Origin of the sequence: Streptomyces sp. NPDC048504, assembly GCF_043200035.1 — a bacterium.
Lineage (GTDB): Bacteria > Actinomycetota > Actinomycetes > Streptomycetales > Streptomycetaceae > Streptomyces.
This window is the reverse complement of the sequence record NZ_JBICXA010000034.1, coordinates 28,686-42,870: the sequence shown is the minus strand read 5'-3', so window position 1 is coordinate 42,870 and position 14,185 is coordinate 28,686. Positions and strand designations below refer to the sequence as shown.

The following is a 14,185-nucleotide window of genomic DNA, read 5'->3' as shown; positions in this document are numbered from 1 at the left end:
GGCGCATCTTCCGCAGGTCCCGGTGCAGCCCGAATCGAATGACGTCAATCGCCAAGGCCATCCTCACGCTGGAGAGACAACGCTGAAGAAGCTCAATGACTCCGCAGCGGCCACAGCGCTCAACCGAACCGAGAAGAGCTGCTATATCCGCCTCTGGCGCCTACGGACTGGAAAAGTCCCAATGCCAAGCGACCGATGACTACTTGACCGAGGCCCCGGACTCTGGCCGGGGCCTCACACATCAGCCCTTCACACAGATGAACTGCTTCAGTTTCGCCACGACTTCGACAAGATCCCGCTGCTGCGCCATCACCTGATCGATGTTCTTGTAGGCACCCGGGATCTCGTCCAAGACCCCCGCATCCTTACGGCACTCGACGCCTCGCGTCTGCTCCTCCAGGTCCCGCACAGTGAAGTGCCGCTTCGCCGCGCTGCGGCTCATGCGCCGACCCGCCCCGTGCGAGGCCGAGTTGAAGGCCTTCTCGTTGCCGAGACCCTTCACGATGTACGAACTGGTGCCCATAGAGCCCGGGATGATCCCGAACTCGCCGGAGCCCGCCCGGATCGCGCCCTTACGAGTGACCAGCATGTCCATGCCCTCGTACCTCTCCTCCGCCACATAGTTGTGGTGGCAGGAAATCTCCGGCTCGAAGGTGGGTTTCGCCTTCTTGAACTCCTTCCGGATCACGTCCTTCAGGAGCGCCATCATGATCGCGCGGTTGTACTTGGCGTACTCCTGAGCCCAGTAGAGGTCGTTCCGGTAGGCGGCCATCTGAGGAGTGTCCGAGATGAACACAGCCAAGTCCCCGTCAACCAGGCCTTGGTTGTGAGGGAGCTTCTGGGCCACGCCGATGTGGTGCTCGGCCAGTTCTTTGCCGATGTTCCGGGACCCGGAGTGCAGCATGAGCCAGACCGCACCCTCAGTATCCGTACAAGTTTCAACTAGATGATTCCCTCCGCCAAGCGTCCCCATCTGCTTCGCAGCCCGCTCCTCCCGGAACTTCACCGCATCGGCAACCCCCTCGAACCGCCCCCAGAAGTCGTCCCACCCCCCAGTAGCCAGCCCGTAGAACCGCCCCGGCTCCACCGGGCTGTCATGCATCCCCCGCCCCACCGGAATCGCCTGCTCGATCTTCGACCGCAGCCGCGACAGATCGCCGGGAAGATCGTTCGCCGTGAGTGACGTCTTCACCGCGGACATCCCGCAGCCGATGTCGACCCCCACCGCCGCCGGGCACACCGCACCCCGCATCGCGATGACCGAACCGACCGTCGCGCCCTTCCCGTAGTGCACGTCCGGCATGACCGCCAGGCCCTTGATCCACGGCAGGGTCGCGACGTTGCGCAGCTGCTGGAGCGCGCCCTCCTCGACCGTCGCCGGGTCGGTCCACATACGGATCGGGACCTTCGCGCCCGGCATCTCCACGTACGACATATCGTCCTCATTCCCCCGAAGTTCAGCAAAAGTCATACATCGCAAAACCGGCGCCAAGGCCAACGAAAGGGACAGCGGACCGGCGTCCACGGCTGTGCGTGCGATAGACATTGTCTCCAGGGGGTCCCCGGGTGCGGCAAGCGATTAACCAGCGGGGACACTGGCAGACCCTGGATCGTTCAAGGGGTCGAGGGGCAGCGAAGACGCCCGACACCTCCCTACCCGACACACCGTCGAGAGGAGCCCGACCGTGCAGCGGAAGGCGTACGTACCCGGCACCGCCGCGCTCCTCGTGGCGCTGCTGGCCGGCTGCACGAGCGGCTCGGCCGACAGCGGTACGACGGACGACGCGAACCCGGGCGAGGCCGGTACGGCGACGGCGGTGGCCCAGCCGGGCAAGTACCGCACGCTCCCGGAGCCTTGCGGGGCGGTCGGTCACAGTACCCTCGACGCCCTGCTCCCCGGCATCCAGCAGATCACCGACGCGGACCAGCGGGAGGCTGCGTACGCGGGCGACGCGACGCTGACGTACGACACGGACCGCAAGGTCGGCTGCCGATGGAAGGTCGAGTCCACGGACGCGACGGACCATCTCCTGGTCGACTTCGAGCGGGTGGTGTCCTACGACAACGCCGTGAGCGACGACAGCCAGGCGCAGACGATCTTCGCGACGAAGGAGACGGCGGCGGACCTCCCGGCGCCGACGGCGAGCGCCACGGCGTCGGACACCGGGTCGAACTCAGCGTCAGCGTCCGACTCGGCGTCGGCATCGGCGTCGGACTCCACGACACCCTCCGCCACCCCTTCGTCCTCGTCCTCCGCCTCCGGCTCCAGCTCGACGTCCGCCTCGGCGTCCGTCACCGCCTCCCCCACCGGTCTCGAACCCCGAACCCTCTCCGGTCTCGGTGACGAGGCGTTCCTCGACGACGCGTTGAGCAGTTCCGGATCGACGGCTCAGCAGCGCACGGTGACTGTGGTGTTTCGCACGTCCAACGTCATTGTGACCATCGAGTACGAGGAGCAGCCGGCGACGGTCGGTGTCGTGCCGGACAGCCAGAAGATGCAGGACAGGGCGCGGAAACTGGCCGCGCAGCTGGCCGACTCGCTCAACGGTTAGGGCCTCGCGGGGTGCCGTTCGAGGGGTCGCGCAAAGCCCGTGAACGGAGACCGCACAGGTGACTCACCGCGTACCGTGGCCCCTCGGACCCGATCCGACGGCAGGAACCACGAGCGTCATGAGTGAAGGAACCATGCATCAACCAGCACAGCGAGAGCACAGTGACCAGCAGCGGGCGAAGCGTCTGAGCCGCCTCCTTGTCTGCGCGGCCGCCGTCCCGGTGATGCTGATCGCGGCCGGCTGCTCCTCGGACTCCGGCTCCGACGACGGCGCGGGCAAGGACACGACCGGCCCCGGTGCGACGACGTCGGCCGACGCGACCGCCGCTCCGACGGTGCAGGCGGCGGCGTACAAGAAGCTGCCCGAGCCGTGTGCGGTGCTGTCGAAGAAGACGTTGACGGAGCTGGTGCCGAAGGGCGCCAAGTCGGGCAAGGAGGGCACCTCCAGCGACACGGCGTCGCGCGGGAGTTGCTCCTGGACGAGCCTGGACAACAACGGGGTCAAGGGTTCGCAGTTCCGCTGGCTGAACGTGTCGTTGCTGCGGTTCGACTCCTCGCAGACGCAGGGCGAGGGCGACAAGCTGGCGCAGGCGTACTACACGAAGCAGGTGTCGGAGGCGCAGTCCGTCACCGGCGCGAAGAACGCCAAGTCGGAGCCGGTCGCGGGCGCGGGCGACGAGGCCACGGCGGTGCGCTACGACCTGAAGAAGAAGGAAGGCGCCTTCAAGCAGCAGACGGTGGTGGCGCGGGTCGAGAACGTGGTCGTCACGATCGACTACAACGGCGCGGGCCTCGCGGGCGAGAAGGCCCCGAGCGCGGACACGCTGACGAAGGCGGCGGAGAAGGCCGTGAAGGAGGCCGTGGCGGCGGTCACGTCGGCCAACGGCGCGGGCGGGGGCGCGGGTTCGGGCTCCGGCTCGGGCGGCGCGAGCAGCACGCCCTCGAAGTCGGCCTCCAAGGCCCCCGCCAAGTCCGCCTCCCCGTCCGCCTCCAAGTCGGCGGCGAAGTCGGACGCGAAGGCCCCGGCGGCCACCGCTTCCTCCTCCGCCTCTTCCGCCTCTTCCGCCGCCGACAAGAGCTGACCGCACATTTCACATCCGGTTCGTTCACGGACCTCAACTCGCAGGTCAGCACAGGCCGTTGACGGAGCCCGGCCCCTTCGCGGACCGGGCTCCTGACGGACCGGCACCCAGGACGCCGCACACATGTGCCACCCTGTTGCGCGCAACAACATGTAAGGGGAGGGGAGTCCGGGTGTCCGCACCCATTCAGCTCACACGTATGCACCGGGTGCTCATCGGTGTGGTCGTCTCCGGTGCGGTCGTCATCGCCGGGATCGGCTTCGCCGGTTCGTACGCCGCTGTGCGCGAGCTCGCCCTGAAGAAGGGCTTCGGGAACTTCGCGTACGTCTTCCCGATCGGCATCGACGCGGGCATCTGTGTCCTGCTCGCCCTCGATCTGCTCCTGACCTGGATCAGGATCCCCTTCCCGCTGCTGCGCCAGACGGCCTGGCTGCTGACGGTCGCGACGATCGCGTTCAACGGCGCCGCGGCCTGGCCCGACCCGCTCGGTGTCGGCATGCACGCGGTGATCCCGATCCTGTTCGTGGTCTCGGTGGAGGCGGCCCGGCACGCGATCGGCCGGATCGCCGACATCACGGCCGACAAGCACATGGAGGGCGTCCGGCTCACCCGCTGGCTGCTCTCGCCCATTCCGACGTTCCTGCTCTGGCGCCGGATGAAGCTCTGGGAGCTGCGCTCCTACGAGCAGGTCATCAAGCTGGAGCAGGACCGCCTCGTCTACCAGGCCCGCCTGCACTCCCGCTTCGGCCGCGCCTGGCGCCGCAAGGCCCCGGTGGAGTCGATGATGCCGCTGCGCCTGGCCCGCTACGGCGTCCCCCTCGCGGAGACGGCCCCCTCGGGCCTCGCGGCGGCGGGCATCGAGCCCGTACTGCTGCCCCCGGCCCCGCAGTTGGAGCCGGCCCGCGAGCAGGAGCAGCCGGCTTCACCGGCCGTCCAGAACAACCCGGCACCGGTCCGCGAGCAACTCCCGGCCGCCGAGGGCAACGAGCGGCACGAGCAGTCGCGGGACCAGGCCGAGCCGCAGAACCCGTGGCTGCACTCGCGGGACCCGCAGACGGTGGCGTACCAGGGCGGCTACGACCCGACGTACGACCCGGACTCGGCCTACCGGCAGTGGTACGCGGAGCAGCAGCAGGCCGAGCAGTTCCAGCAGTACGAGGAGGAGCAGCAGCGATTCGAGCAACAGCAGCAGCCGTTCCCGCAGCAACAGGCGTTCCCCCAGCAGCAGTTCGAGGAGCCGCCGCTCCCCGAGCCGGAGCCCTCGCCCGAGGACACCGGCACGTTCCCGATCCCGGCGGGCCCCGGCCGTACCCGTGAACTGGGCGCGGGCGGCGGCACGGAGCCGACCGAGGACGACTACTACCTCATCTTCAAGAAGTCGATAGACGGCAGCTACCCGACCGGCGGCCAGTTCCGCGACGACGTCGAGGCCACCTACGGCATCACGCTCCCGCACCGCGACGCCGACCGCATGGCCAAGCGCTTCACCAACCGCCACACGGCGGAACTCCAGGAGGATCACATCGCGTAAGCGGTTGTCCGCAGGTCCCCTTGGATCTCCTACGACGATGAGGGCGCCCCGAGCTGTCGAGCTCGGGGCGCCCTCATCGTCGTAGAGCCGACTGGCCGGGGTTCTACTCCCCGAGCAGCCTCCGCACCTGCTCCTGGCCCACCGCGAGGAGCAGCGTGGGCAGACGCGGGCCGGTGTCGCGGCCGACCAGCAGGTGGTAGAGGAGGGCGAAGAACGTCCGCTGGGCGGTCTTGATCTCCGGCGGGAGTTCCTTGGCGGTCGCGTCGGCGGAGAAGCCGGCCTGGACCTTGGGGACGCCGTAGACGAGGTGGCTCAGGCCGTCCAGGGACCAGTGGTCGGCGAGGCCGTCGCGCAGGAGTCGTAGCGACTGCTGGGAGGGCTCGTCGAGGGACTTGAGGAGTTCGGTGTCGGGTTCGTCGCGCACGATGGTCCGCTGGTCGGCGGGGACGTGCGTGTTGATCCAGGCCTCGGCCTTGTCGAGCCGGGGGCGGACCTCGTCGAGGGTGGACAGGGGGTCGGCCGGGTCGAGTTCGCTGAGGATGCGCAGCGTCTGGTCCTCGGCTCCGGCGGTGATGTCGGCGACGGACGCGAGGGTCCGGTACGGCATCGGGCGGGGCGTGCGGGGCAGTTCACCGGCGGCGGTGCGGACGGCGCGGGAGTGCGCGGCGAGGTCGGCCGGCAGGGCGGACCCCTCCGCGACCTTCCCGTCCAGCTTGTCCCACTCGTCGTAGAGGCGCTGGATCTCCTGGTCGAAGGCGATCTTGAAGGACTGGTTGGGGCGGCGGCGGGCGTAGAGCCAGCGCAGGAGCTGCGGTTCCATGATCTGGAGCGCGTCGGCCGGGGTGGGGACGCCGCCCTTGCTGCTGGACATCTTGGCCATGCCGCTGATGCCGACGAAGGCGTACATGGGCCCGATGGGCCGCTCGCCGCCGAAGATCCCGACGATCTGCCCGCCGACCTGGAACGAGGACCCCGGGGACGAGTGGTCGACACCGCTCGGCTCGAAGATGACGCCCTCGTAGGCCCAGCGCATGGGCCAGTCGACCTTCCACACCAGCTTCCCGCGGTTGAACTCGCTGAGCAGGACGGTCTCGGTGAAGCCGTCCTTGGTGCAGACGTACGTCAGCTCGGTGGTGTCGTCGTCGTACGCCGTGACGGTGGTGAGGTCCTTGCCGCAGGCGCCGCAGAAGGGCTTGTACGGGAAGTACCCGGCGGAACCGGAGCTGCCGTCGTCCTCCTCGGCCGCGCCGGACCCGGCCTCGGCCTCCAGCTCGGCGGCGTCGACAGGCTTCTGCGACTGCTGCTGCTTCTTGGCCGGGGCCTTCTTGGTGCGGTACTGCTCCAGGATGGCGTCGATGTCGCCGCGGTGCTTCATGGCGTGCAGGATCTGCTCGCGGTACACGCCGGAGGTGTACTGCGCGGTCTGGCTGATCCCGTCGAACTCCACGCCCAGCTCGGCGAGCGAGGCGACCATCGCGGCCTTGAAGTGCTCGGCCCAGTTCGGGTACGCGGAACCGACCGGGGCCGGCACCGAGGTCAGCGGCTTGCCGATGTGCTCGGCCCAGCTGGCGTCGGTCCCCTCCACCCCGTTGGGCACCTTGCGGTAGCGGTCGTAGTCGTCCCAGGAGATGAGATGGCGGACCTCGTGGCCCCGGCGGCGGATCTCGTCGGCGACGAGGTGCGGGGTCATGACCTCGCGCAGGTTGCCGAGGTGGATGGGCCCGGAGGGGGACAGCCCGGAGGCGACGACGACCGGTTTGCCCGGGGCCCGACGCTCCGACTCCTCGATGACCTCATCCGCGAAACGGGAGACCCAGTCGGTGGTCTCGGTGCTCTGAGCCACGATCGGCACGTCCTTCTTTCTGACACGGGGCAGCCGGTACGGTCGCACGACTGACCGTTCTATTGTCCCAGGCAAGCCCGCATCCACGAAAACGCCTTTTCCAAGCCCGTGACTGTGGGTGGGGCCGGGTTGGGGGTGGGTGGCTTCGGTTGCGTGCGGGGTGCGGGTGCGTGGGCGCGACCAACCCCCACCGACCCGCGACCGGCCAAGGCCCGGACGGCGGCGCAGCCGCCTTCAAGGGGCGCGGGGAACTGCGCGACCAGCCCCCACCGGGCCCGCACCCGAAAAACTCGCTTTACCCCCCGTGGGATACTGACCGTGTCTAGCAAACCCACCAGGAGAACGGCTCCCACCCCATGACCTCGGTCACGTCGCTCACCGACCTAGTCCACCAGCGCCTCGCGAACGCCCTCACGGCAACCCTGCCGGAGGCCGACGCGGACCCCCTGCTGCGACGGAGCGACCGAGCGGACTTCCAGGCGAACGGCATCCTCGCCCTGGCCAAGAAGGCCAAGGCCAATCCCCGGGACCTGGCGACGCAGGTCGTGGCGAACGTGACCACCGGCGACGTGATCAAGGACATCGAGGTCTCCGGCCCCGGCTTCCTGAACGTCACCATCACCGACCGGGCGATCACCGAGACCCTGGCCGCGCGCTACGCCGACGACACGGCCCGGCTCGGCGTGCCCCTCGCCGCACACCCCGGCACGACCGTCATCGACTACGCCCAGCCGAACGTGGCGAAGGAGATGCACGTCGGTCACCTCCGTTCCGCGGTGATCGGCGACGCGGTCGTCCAACTCCTGGAGTTCACCGGCGAGTCGGTGGTCCGGCGGCACCACATCGGCGACTGGGGAACCCAGTTCGGCATGCTGATCCAGTATCTGGACGAGCACCCGGGCGAGTTGGACCACGCCGACGCGCAGGTCACCGGCGAGGAGGCGATGTCGAACCTCGACCGTCTCTACAAGGCCGCGCGCAAACTCTTCGACTCCGACGAGGAGTTCAAGACACGGGCCCGGCGCCGGGTGGTGGACCTCCAGGCGGGCGACCCGCAGACCCTCGCCGCGTGGCAGAAGTTCGTGGACGAGTCGAAGATCTACTTCTTCTCCGTCTTCGAGAAGCTGGACATGGAGATCCGGGACGCGGACATCGTCGGCGAGTCGGGTTACAACGACATGCTGGACGAGACGTGCCGCCTGCTGGAGGAGTCCGGGGTCGCGGAGATCTCGGACGGCGCGCTCTGCGTGTTCTTCGACGACATCAAGGGCCCGGACGGCAACCGCGTCCCGCTGATCGTCCGCAAGTCCGACGGCGGCTACGGCTACGCGGCGACGGACCTGTCCGCGATCAGGGACCGTGTCTTCAACCTGAAGGCGACCTCGCTCCTGTACGTCGTCGACGTACGCCAGTCCCTGCACTTCAAGATGGTCTTCGAGACCGCGCGGCGGGCCGGCTGGCTCAACGACGACGTCACGGCCTACCAGTTGGCCTTCGGCACGATCCTCGGCAAGGACGGCAAGCCGTTCAAGACGCGTGAGGGTGTGTCGGTGAAGCTGGAGGACCTCCTCGACGAGGCGGTCCAGCGCGCCACGGCGGTCGTCCGGGACAAGGCCGAGAAGGTGGGCCTGACCGAGCAGGAGATCGTCGACAACGGTCGCTACGTGGGCATCGGCGCGGTGAAGTACGCCGACCTGTCGACGTCCGCCGTCCGGGACTACAAGTTCGACCTGGACCAGATGGTCTCCCTGAACGGCGACACGGCCGTCTACCTCCAGTACGCCTACGCCCGCATCCAGTCCATCCTCCGCAAGGCCGGCGAGGCCCGCCCGGTCGCCCACCCGAAGCTGGAACTGGCCCCGGCGGAACGGTCGTTGGGCCTCCACCTGGACCAGTTCAGCGAGGTGGTGGCGGAAGCGGCCAAGGAGTACGCCCCCCACAAGCTGACGGCGTACCTCTACCAACTGGCGTCCACCCTCACGACGTTCTACGACCAGTGCCACGTGCTGTCCCCGGACAACGCCCCGGAGGTCGTCGAGAACCGCCTGTTCCTGGTGGACTTGACGGCTCGGACGTTGCAGCGGGGGATGGCCCTGCTGGGCATCAGGACGCCCGAGCGCCTCTGAGGCCCGTACCGGTCCGTGCCGGGCCGGATCAGCAGCCGGTGGAGTTGAAGTCCGAGAACGCTGCCTTGGTCTGCGGTCCGGCGATCCCGTCGACAGCGAGGTCGTAGCCGAAGAGGTTCAGGTAGCGCTGCAGCGCCGTGATCGTGTGTGCGGGCTCTCCGTCGACGGTGCCGGTGCGGATGCCCAGGTCGTTGAACATGCGCTGCGCCGCCTCCCAGCTCTCGGGGCCGAGAATCCCGTTGATCGGGCCGGAATAGTAGCCGTTGTCGCGCAGTCGGCACTGCCAGTTCTTCGCCCTCGCCGTGTTCAGGCCAAGGTTGTCCGTCGTCAGGATGCTGAGGTTCTGCGCGCTCACCGCCGGCTCGGCGGCCGTCCGGGATGCCGCGAAGCTCGTGCCCGCGCTCGCCAGGGTTCCTATGGAGAGCCCCACGACGGCGGTGACGCCGACCAGGGTCCGGGCCAGAACGTTCGATCGCATGCGGGTGCCTTTCGAGTCGTTGTTTCGACTGACGCGGCCGCGGCCCGTCCTCCTCCCCCGTGGAAGAAGACGGGCCGCGGCATGTGTGCGATGGTGTCGGGCCGGATCAGCAGCCGGTGGAGTTGAAGTCCCAGAACGCGGCCCGGGTGTTCGTGCCGGCGTCCCCGTCGACCGCGAGGCCGTAGCCGAAGAAGTTCAGGTAGCGCTGGAGCGCCTTGATCGTGTTGGTTCCGGGGTCTCCGTCGACGGTGCCGGCGCCGAGGTCCTGGGCGTTGAAGAAGCGCTGCGCCGCCTTCCAGCTGTTGGTGCCGAGCACCCCGTCGATCGTGCCGGGGCTGTAGCCCGCGTCGCGCAGCCAGCACTGCCAGTTCTTCGCCCTCGCCGTGTTCAGGCCAAGGTTGTTCGTCGTCAGGATGCTGAGGTTCTGCGCGCTCACCGCCGGCTTGGCGGCTGTCTGCGATGCCGCGAAGCTCGTGCCCGCGGTCGCCAGGCTTCCCACGGAGAGCCCCACGACGGCGGTGACGCCGACCAGGGTCCGGGCCAGAACGTTCGATCGCATGCGTGTGCCTTTCGAGTCGTTGTTTCGACTGACGACACGAGACTGCGCGGCGCCCGGTACGGGCGGCCACAGTTGCCGCGAAGGTGACGACCTCGCGGGACGTCCCCCTCCTGGGCCTGCGGGGACGTGATCCGCCGGGACGGCACGGCGGGACGGCTGGGGCGCGCGGTGGCCGGTTCCCACCCCGCGAGGGAACCTTTTGCCGCCGCATGCCGTGGAGCCTCATGCACAATGCCACGGGGAACAGGGGCCGTTGACCGCGCAGCCCCTGAAGTGAACGCGAGTGGGGGACACATGTCGCGTTGGAAAGCGTTGCCCGCTGAACTCGACCCGCGCGCAAGGCAGTTGGTGATCCGGTTGCGCCGGCTGAAGGACCACAGCGGGCTGAGTATCCGTCAGCTCGCGACGAAGACGGGGTACAGCCCGAAGTCCTGGGAGCGATACCTGGGCGGCCGGACCCTGCCGCCCCGGGAGGCCGTCGAGGCCCTGGCCAGGATCGCCGGCGACGGCGATCCGACCCGGCTGCTCGCGCTCCACGAGGTCGCGGCGGAGGGCTGGGGATCCCCGCGGCAACAACACCCGGAGCCGGAGCCCGAGCCGGACACGGAGCTCCTCTCGGCCAAAGCCGAGAACCCTGCCCCGCCCAGGCATTCCCTGCTCATCGCCCTCATAGCGGGCGCGGTGACCCTGGTGCTGGCCGTCTCCTCGGCGGTGCTCATCACCGTACGGATCATGAACGAGAACGACAGCGGCGGCAGCAGCGGTGCGACACCGAAGCCGACGGCCCTGCTCGCCGCTCCGGCCCGCTCCTCGTCGGCGCCGCCGCAACCGTCGTACACCTGCCGTCTGAAGCGGGTCGACGGCCTCTGGTACGCGGGCAACAGCCGCACCCGGGAGGACACCGTGGTGGTGGGCAACAACGGGGTGGAGGTGGCCGAGGTGCAGTGTCTGCTGCGGCGGGCGGGTTTCTCGCCGGGGGGCATCGACGGGGATTTCGGTCCGCTGACACTGGGTGCGGTCAAGGCGCTGCAGAAGCACGCGGGACTGCAGGTGGACGGGATGGTCGGGCCGCACACCTGGAAAGTCCTCCGGGGATGAACCAACTTGACTCCTCTTTGCGGGAGTTGAAGACGCGCACCGGGCTGAGTCTGGCGGGGCTCGCCGCGAAGACGCCGTACAGCAAGTCGTCGTGGGAGCGGTATCTCAACGGCAGGACCCTGCCGCCCAGGGAGGCGGTGGAGGAGCTGTGCCGGCTCGCGGGGGAGCCGGAGGGCCGGTGCGTCGCGCTGTGGGAGATCGCGGAGGCGGAGACGAGCGGACGCGGCGCGTCGGAGGCGCCGCCCCTGGCATCGGCCTCTCCGGTGACGGTGCCGGTGTCGGCGCCCGTCCCGGTGCCGGAGCCGGAGCCGGAGGCCACGGAATCCGCTCACCGGGGCGTGGCCGCCCTGGCCGCGCTCGGGTCCGTGTGCGCCCTGGTGGTGGCCGGTGTGGTGGTCGCCCTGCTGCTGCTCCCCCACCACTCCGAGCCGGCGTCCACACTCCCGTCCTCGACCACGGGCGTCGGGCCGCTGTGCTACGAGTCGACCTGTGCGGGCAAGGACCCGCAGACCATGCACTGCGCCGGCGATCCGGTCACCCTGGCCATGCACGAGACGGCCACCGGAGCCTGGCTGCAGCTGCGGCACAGCAGGGAGTGCGGGGCGAGCTGGCTGCGGGTGTGGGGCGCCCGGATCGGGGACCGGGTCGAGCTGACCGTGAGCGGCCGGCCGGCCACCGTCCGCCGCGCGGAGGTCAGGAACTCCACGGAGGCGAACACGTACATCTACACCTTCATGGCCGCGACCCGCCCCGGGACCGTGGCCCGGTTCTGCTTCGAGCCCGCGGCGAGAACGGGGGCTGTGGCAGGGAAAAGGGAATGCTTTGACGGGCATGTGAGGTAGCTGTGTAGGGTCCTTGAATGCCGAGAGTCAAAGTCAGCGTGATCGTTCCCGTCCACAACACCGGGAAGTACGTCGACGAGTGCGCGCCGTCCCTGCTGGGACAGAGCCTGCCCGCCGACGAGTACGAGGTCGTCTACGTCGACGACGGCTCGACCGACGACACGCTGAGCCGCCTGGAGAAGATCGCCGCCGGGCACCCGAACGTCCAGGTCCACACCCAGCCCAACTCCGGCTGGCCGGGCGCGCCCCGCAACCTCGGCATGAAGCACGCCCGGGGCGAGTACATCCAGTTCGTCGACCACGACGACACGCTCGGGCCCGAGGCCCTGGAGCGGCTGTACGAGCACGCGAAGCGGAACGACGCGGACGTCGTCCTCGGCAAGATGTCCAGCACGATGGTGCGGCCCCGGCGACTGTTCCGGCACACGGTGGACGCCTGCACCATCGAGAACGACGAACTGATGCAGAGCATGTCGCCGCACAAGATGTTCCGGCGCGCGTTCGTCGAGGAACACGGGCTGCGCTTCCCCGAGGGCCCGTGGATCCTGGAGGACCTGGCCTTCGTCAGCGCCGCCTATCTGAAGGCGGAGCGCATCTCGATCCTCGCCGACTATCCCGTCTACTACTGGATGAAGCGGGACGACGGCGGCAACAACACCCAGCACCGTTTCAACCCGAAGCACGGTTTCTGGTCCAACACCCGAACGATCATCGGCCAGTTGAAGGACGGCACGCCCGCGTCCGACGACATCGACGCACTCCAGAACCGCCTCCTCCACCGCATCTACCACGTGGAGATCCTCTCCCGCACCCGCGAGCCCGAGATCCTCCGCGAGGACCCGGCCGAGCAGCGGCAGCGTTTCGAGGCGGCGCGGGAGGTGGCCCTTGAGGAGTTCCCGGCGGCCGTACGAGACGGCCTGCCCGCGGTGTCCCGGCTGCGCGCCACGCTGCTGGAGGCCGGTGACTTCGACGGCGCGGTGACCCTCGCGGAGCGCGTCCGCGAGGTGAAGGCGCGCAGCGCGGTCGGCGAACCGCGCTGGGCGGACGGCCGGTTGGTCGCCGACGTGACGCTGGACCTGCTGCGCGGCGACGGCGAGCCGCTGATCCTCGTCGAACGGGACGGAAAGCAGTACCTGGACCCGGAGTTGCTGGCCGGCGTACCGGGGACGGAGGACGGCTGGGAGGTCCCCGACCCCTTCCGGCTGGCGTACGCGGAGCTGGTGGTGAAGGACCGGGACCGCGAGGACTGGTGGTATCCGGAGGGCGACCTGGAGGTACGGCTGAAGCCCCTCGGGGACGGCCGTACACAGGTGATCGCCTCCGGGCAACTGTCCCTGGACCCCGAGCGGTTGGCGGGCGGGCGGCCGCTGGAGCGGGGTGTGCACGACGTGTGGGCGTACGTCCAGCTGCTGGGCGTGGACCGCCTGGTGCGCGTGACGGGCGAGGGCACGCCGGGCACCCCGGCGACGGGCCCGGCCCTGACCGGCGGCCGACTGTCCCTCCCCTACTGGACGGGCAGCGGCCAGCTCGCCCTGGACGTGGACCAGCGCCAGCGCAAGCTGGGCCAGGACACGTCTTCGGTGGCGGCGAGCAACACCGGCCGGAGCGAAGGCAGTTCACTCCCGCTCCCGTACATCGCGGCGACGGCCGACAGCGCACCCGTCCGCGTGAAGGTCACCGTGGGCACGCTCGGAGTACAGGCCGAACTGCTCCCGGCCCCCGGCACCGACAGGGCCCGACTCCGCCTCCCCGCGCGCCTGAAGCTGCCCGCCGGCCGCCACCCGGTCAACCTCCCCAAGACAGCCAGGCCCCTCGCGTACGCCGTCGTCCGCGACGGCACGGTGCTCCGCCTGGAGGGCCCGGCGTACGAGGCCGGGGGCGGGCGGCGGTTCCTCGACTCGCTGGCGGACAACCGTCAAGTGCGGCGGGTACGGCGGTGGTTGGGGCTCTGACGCTCCGCGCGAGAAGCCCGGCAGCTTCGTGGACCGAAAGGTGCACGCGAAAGCGTGAACGAGAAAGTCTGACCGGCAGGGCAGTCGAACTCCCTTCCCCACCCGTCTATACGGGGGAACGAG

General features: G+C 69.3%; 11 protein-coding genes and 1 pseudogene. 8 read left to right on the top strand and 4 right to left on the bottom strand.

Going from position 1 to position 14,185, the window contains the following annotated elements:
- Positions 1-86 (top strand): annotated as a pseudogene (locus ACGFY9_RS48185) (IS5/IS1182 family transposase); the annotation flags it as partial.
- A gap of 155 nt (positions 87-241) precedes the next feature.
- Here ACGFY9_RS48185 and ACGFY9_RS48180 read toward each other — a convergent pair.
- Positions 242-1,435 carry an RtcB family protein gene (locus ACGFY9_RS48180; RefSeq protein WP_393765421.1) on the bottom strand — a complete coding sequence of 398 codons (1,194 nt, stop codon included), beginning with the start codon at positions 1,433-1,435 and terminating at the stop codon, positions 242-244.
- Between the two features lie 250 nt (positions 1,436-1,685).
- Between ACGFY9_RS48180 and ACGFY9_RS48175 the strand changes: the two genes are divergently transcribed.
- The 3 genes from ACGFY9_RS48175 (at position 1,686) to ACGFY9_RS48165 (ending at position 5,164) form a co-directional block, all read left to right on the top strand.
- Positions 1,686-2,552 carry a DUF3558 domain-containing protein gene (locus ACGFY9_RS48175; protein WP_393765417.1) on the top strand — a complete coding sequence of 289 codons (867 nt, stop codon included), beginning with the start codon at positions 1,686-1,688 and terminating at the stop codon, positions 2,550-2,552.
- A 133-nt stretch (positions 2,553-2,685) separates the two neighbouring features.
- A complete protein-coding gene (locus ACGFY9_RS48170) occupies positions 2,686-3,633 on the top strand; it encodes a DUF3558 domain-containing protein (RefSeq protein ID WP_393765415.1) in 948 nt (315 codons plus the stop codon).
- Between the two features lie 199 nt (positions 3,634-3,832).
- Positions 3,833-5,164, top strand: coding sequence for a DUF2637 domain-containing protein (locus ACGFY9_RS48165; RefSeq protein WP_393765419.1), 1,332 nt, complete (start codon positions 3,833-3,835; stop codon positions 5,162-5,164).
- Between the two features lie 103 nt (positions 5,165-5,267).
- On the opposite strand, the gene lysS is transcribed toward ACGFY9_RS48165, so the two are convergent.
- Entirely contained in the window at positions 5,268-7,016 is a 1,749-nt protein-coding gene (gene lysS / locus ACGFY9_RS48160) for a lysine--tRNA ligase (RefSeq protein ID WP_393765413.1), read from the bottom strand.
- Positions 7,017-7,363: 347 nt separating this feature from the next.
- On the opposite strand from lysS, the gene argS reads away from it, so the two are divergent.
- A complete protein-coding gene (gene argS, locus ACGFY9_RS48155; RefSeq protein ID WP_393765411.1) occupies positions 7,364-9,133 on the top strand; it encodes an arginine--tRNA ligase in 1,770 nt (589 codons plus the stop codon).
- Positions 9,134-9,161: 28 nt separating this feature from the next.
- Here the strand turns inward: argS and ACGFY9_RS48150 are convergent, their stop codons facing one another.
- Both ACGFY9_RS48150 and ACGFY9_RS48145 read right to left on the bottom strand, forming a co-directional pair.
- A complete protein-coding gene (locus tag ACGFY9_RS48150) occupies positions 9,162-9,611 on the bottom strand; it encodes a peptidoglycan-binding protein (protein ID WP_393765409.1) in 450 nt (149 codons plus the stop codon).
- Between the two features lie 106 nt (positions 9,612-9,717).
- The gene (locus ACGFY9_RS48145) at positions 9,718-10,170 is read right to left on the bottom strand and encodes a peptidoglycan-binding protein (protein ID WP_393765407.1); all 453 of its coding nucleotides are present in this window, start codon (positions 10,168-10,170) and stop codon (positions 9,718-9,720) included.
- A gap of 294 nt (positions 10,171-10,464) precedes the next feature.
- On the opposite strand from ACGFY9_RS48145, the gene ACGFY9_RS48140 reads away from it, so the two are divergent.
- Genes ACGFY9_RS48140 through ACGFY9_RS48130 form a run of 3 tightly spaced genes read left to right on the top strand, consistent with a single transcriptional unit; the run spans position 10,465 to position 14,062 of the window.
- Positions 10,465-11,268, top strand: a complete 804-nt coding sequence (locus ACGFY9_RS48140; protein ID WP_393765405.1) for a peptidoglycan-binding protein — start codon at positions 10,465-10,467, stop codon at positions 11,266-11,268.
- Positions 11,265-12,110 (top strand): helix-turn-helix domain-containing protein, encoded by an 846-nt coding sequence (locus ACGFY9_RS48135; protein WP_393765403.1) that lies wholly within the window; start codon positions 11,265-11,267, stop codon positions 12,108-12,110. Before ACGFY9_RS48140 ends, ACGFY9_RS48135 begins: the two co-directional genes overlap by 4 nt.
- 17 nt (positions 12,111-12,127) lie before the next feature.
- On the top strand, positions 12,128-14,062 hold the full coding sequence (locus tag ACGFY9_RS48130; RefSeq protein ID WP_393765401.1) for a glycosyltransferase family 2 protein: 1,935 nt from the start codon (positions 12,128-12,130) through the stop codon (positions 14,060-14,062).
- Positions 14,063-14,185 lie beyond the last annotated feature (123 nt).

What these genes read in the sequence shown, in the direction of transcription:
- ACGFY9_RS48180 (WP_393765421.1), bottom strand. Translation starts at nt 1,435, where the DNA reads ATGTCGTACGTGGAGATGCCGGGCGCGAAGGTCCCGATCCGTATGTGG.
- ACGFY9_RS48170 (WP_393765415.1), top strand. Translation starts at nt 2,686, where the DNA reads ATGCATCAACCAGCACAGCGAGAGCACAGTGACCAGCAGCGGGCGAAG.
- ACGFY9_RS48150 (WP_393765409.1), bottom strand. Translation starts at nt 9,611, where the DNA reads ATGCGATCGAACGTTCTGGCCCGGACCCTGGTCGGCGTCACCGCCGTC.
- ACGFY9_RS48130 (WP_393765401.1), top strand. Translation starts at nt 12,128, where the DNA reads ATGCCGAGAGTCAAAGTCAGCGTGATCGTTCCCGTCCACAACACCGGG.
- ACGFY9_RS48145 (WP_393765407.1), bottom strand. Translation starts at nt 10,170, where the DNA reads ATGCGATCGAACGTTCTGGCCCGGACCCTGGTCGGCGTCACCGCCGTC.
- argS (WP_393765411.1), top strand. Translation starts at nt 7,364, where the DNA reads ATGACCTCGGTCACGTCGCTCACCGACCTAGTCCACCAGCGCCTCGCG.
- ACGFY9_RS48135 (WP_393765403.1), top strand. Translation starts at nt 11,265, where the DNA reads ATGAACCAACTTGACTCCTCTTTGCGGGAGTTGAAGACGCGCACCGGG.
- ACGFY9_RS48165 (WP_393765419.1), top strand. Translation starts at nt 3,833, where the DNA reads ATGCACCGGGTGCTCATCGGTGTGGTCGTCTCCGGTGCGGTCGTCATC.
- ACGFY9_RS48140 (WP_393765405.1), top strand. Translation starts at nt 10,465, where the DNA reads ATGTCGCGTTGGAAAGCGTTGCCCGCTGAACTCGACCCGCGCGCAAGG.